Annotated in this window: 3 protein-coding genes; all 3 read right to left on the minus strand. The window is 73.9% G+C overall.

Translation table 11 applies throughout. The features are described from left to right. Window positions 1-187 precede the first annotated feature (187 nt). On the minus strand, window positions 188-442 hold the full coding sequence (locus tag ACIRVF_RS42885; protein WP_402830679.1) for a chorismate mutase: 255 nt from the start codon (window positions 440-442) through the stop codon (window positions 188-190). Window position 443: 1 nt separating this feature from the next. Further along, on the minus strand, window positions 444-1,877 hold the full coding sequence (locus tag ACIRVF_RS42890) for a DHA2 family efflux MFS transporter permease subunit (RefSeq protein ID WP_402830681.1): 1,434 nt from the start codon (window positions 1,875-1,877) through the stop codon (window positions 444-446). Then, window positions 1,874-3,220, minus strand: a 1,347-nt coding sequence (locus tag ACIRVF_RS42895) for a thioesterase domain-containing protein (RefSeq protein ID WP_402830684.1), incomplete at its 5' end; no start/stop codon positions are given. The genes ACIRVF_RS42895 and ACIRVF_RS42890, both read right to left, overlap by 4 nt.

Below are 3,220 nucleotides of genomic sequence, written 5' to 3' on the forward strand. Positions count from 1 at the left end.
GTCCTTGTGGAGCGTGACCGCCCGGTAGGACTCGGGGAGCTTGAGCGCCGCGAAGTCCGCCGACGTGGCGTCGGAGCTGAGGATCGCGTCGAGGACGGCCGAGATCTCGGTCATGGTGTTTCCCATCAGGTGGTGCTCATCGGGTTCGTACGAGCGGGCTGCTCCGCCCGGATGCGGCTCCGGCCGGCTACGGCCGGAGCCGGGCGAGTTCCAGCAGCAGCAGGGCGAGCCGGACGCCCGGGCGGCCGAGGCCGCTCTGGTACTCCCGCAGCATCCGGTTCTCCCTGGTGAGTTCGGTGCGGGGCAGGCCGGCGGCCCCGCGCAGCGCCTCGATCTCACCGACCAGTTCGGCGCGGCGCCGGACCATCCGGATGAGGGACCGGTCGAGTTCGGCGAGTTCGACCTGCCGCTCGTCGACGCGGCTCGGCACGGTGAGTGACATGTCAGGCCCCGGCCTTCGGACGGGCGGCCGCGCGCCGCTGGGCGAGGGCCAGGCTCAGGGCGGTCAGCGCGGCGAGTGCCGCGGCGGCCAGCGACCACCAGAAGGTGACGGTGAACGCCGACACCCGGCCGTCGGCGCCGTCCCCCGCTTCGTCCAGGCCGTTCTGCAGGACGGCCACGAACACCGCCGTCGCGATCGAACCGCCGAGCCGCTGCAGCATGTTGATCTGCGGCGAGGCATCGCTGATCTTGCGCGGGTCGACGGCCCTGAAGGCCGAGGTCATCGCCGGCATCACGGACAGCCCGGCCCCGAAGCCGGAGAGCAGCATGGCGGTACCGACCACCGCGTACGGCGTCTCCGCGTCGACCAGGACGAACGGCACCGCCGCGGCGAGGCTCAGCGCCGCGCCGAGGAAGGCGGTGCGCCCGCCGCCGAGCCGCTCGACGACCCGCCCGGACAGCCAGGTGGCCGCGGCGGCGCCCGCGCTCGACGGCAGCAGCAGCACCCCGGTGGTGACCGGGTCCGCGCCCCGCACGCTCTGGAAGTACAGCGGCATCAGCACCATGCCCGCGTACATGCCCATGGACAGGAAGACCGTGGTGAGCGAGGCCGAACGGAAGACGGCATCGCGGTGGAGCCGGAGGTCGAAGAGCGGGTGCGCCGTGCGCAGGGTCCGGACCACGAACAGCACCAGCAGCACCGCCCCGACGGCGAGAACCAGCAGCGGGACGGCCGAGGTGTGCCGGCCGACCTCCCCGAACCCGTAGGTCAGGGCGACCATGCTTCCGGAGACGGCCAGCAGCCCGAGCCGGTCGAGCGGGGCCGGCTCCTGCGGTCCGTCGGGGCGCAGCAGCCGCAGGGCGCACAGCACGGCCACGGCCCCCACCGGCAGGTTGACGAGGAAGATCCAGCGCCAGTCCGCGTAGTGCAGCAGGAGTCCGCCCGCGAACGGCCCGAAGACCGGTGCGAGCACGATGGGCACGCCGACGACCGCCATCACGCGCGGGAGGTTCACCGGTCCGGCGGCCCTCGCGAGGATGATCTGCCCGACGGGCATGATCAGACCGCCACCGAGGCCCTGGAGGGCCCGCAGGGCGATGAGCTGTCCGGAGGTCTGAGCGACGGCGCACAGCAGGGAGGCGACCGTGAAGAGGACCACCGCGGCCACGTAGGTGCGCCGGGCTCCGTACCGGCAGGCCGCCCAGCCGGAGACCGGGATCGCCGCGGCGACCGCGAGGAGGTAGGCCGTCACCACCCACTGGATGGTGTCAAGGGCGGCGTCCAGCCCGGACGCCAGGGCCTTGAGGGCGACGTTGACGATCGTCGAGTCCAGGAAGGACATGGTCGACCCCAGGATCACCACCGTGGCGGCCTTCCACACCTCGGGGCCGAGGCCCTGACGGGGGGTCCGGATGGATTCGGTACGTATGCTCACTGCTGGGTCGTCTTTCCCTCGGTGCTCTGCTCCGGCTGCACGGTCCGCAGCCAGTCGTCCACCGCGCCGGCGGCCGTGCCGGCGGCGGCCTCCAGCATGGTGAAGTGGTCGCCCTCGACGTCCACGGCGGTGTGCCGCAGCGGCCAGGAGGCCCGGCGGTCGCCGAGCGACCGCTCCGCCCTCACCAGCAGGGTCGGGGTCGAGACCGGTTCGGGCGTCCAGCCGTGGAAGTGCCGGAAGTACCCGCCCATCGCGGTCAGTCGGGCGTCCGTGGTCCAGCCGTACTCCTCCTCCCGGTCGAACATGGCCTTGACCATGTCGGAGCGGAAGGCGGGATCGGCGGCCTCGCCCGGAAGGAAGGTGTCGAGCAGGACCAGCGCCGCGGCCGGGCTGCCGAGCCGTTCCAGCCGGGCGGCGACGTCGTGCGCCGCCCAGCCGCCGGAGGAGTAGCCGACCAGGGCGAACGGTGCGCCGCCGGTGCCGTGCAGCACCGACCGGGCGATGAGGTCGACCACCGCCTCGGCGCTGTCCGGCAGTTCCTCGCCCTGGAGGTAGCCGGGCAGGGGCAGCGCGGACACCGCGCGCCGAACGCCGAACCCGGCCGCGAAGCGGGCGTACTGGTGCGGGCTGGACATCGCCGTCAGCGAGGGCAGGCAGACCAGTGCCGGTGCCGCGGGAGCGTCCGCCGCGACCTCGGTGAGGCGGACCGGTTCCAGCAGTCGCCGGGCGCCGGCCGCCGACGCGGCGGAGAAGGACGGCCGCAGCTGCGAGGCCACCATCAGCAGGTCGGTCGCCTCCTTGACCTTGCCGTCGGCGCAGGCCTGCCGGTAGAGCAGGCCGATGGCGCCCGCCGGCTCCGCCGCCACCGGCGCCTCCGGCAGGGTCAGTTCGCCCCGGAGGTGCTCGGCCAGGAGCCGGGGCGTCGGGTGGTCGAAGACCGCCATGGCGCTGAGCGTCAGTCCGGCCGCCGTGTTGAGCCGGTTGCGCAGGCGGACCGAGGTCAGCGAGTCGAAGCCCATCTCCAGGAACTTCCGGTCGGGGTCGACCGGGTCGGGCCCGGCGTACCCGAGGACCGCGGCCGCGTGGGTGCGGACCAGGGCGAGCGGGTCGGTCAGGTCCGCGGCGGGCGCGGTGTCCCGCGAGCCGCGCTTCGGTGCCGGGGGCACGAGGTCGTGGAGCAGGGGCGGCAGCCCCTCCTCACGGGCCTGGGCCCGGAGGGCGGGCAGGTCGATCCGGGCGGGCACCAGGACGGGGTGGTCGTGGTTCAGTGCGGCGTCGAAGAGGGCGAGGCCCTCCTGGGTGGACAGCGGCAGCATCCCGCCCCGCGAGATCCGCCCCACCTC

The organism is Kitasatospora sp. NPDC101157, assembly GCF_044768255.1.
GTDB lineage: Bacteria > Actinomycetota > Actinomycetes > Streptomycetales > Streptomycetaceae > Kitasatospora.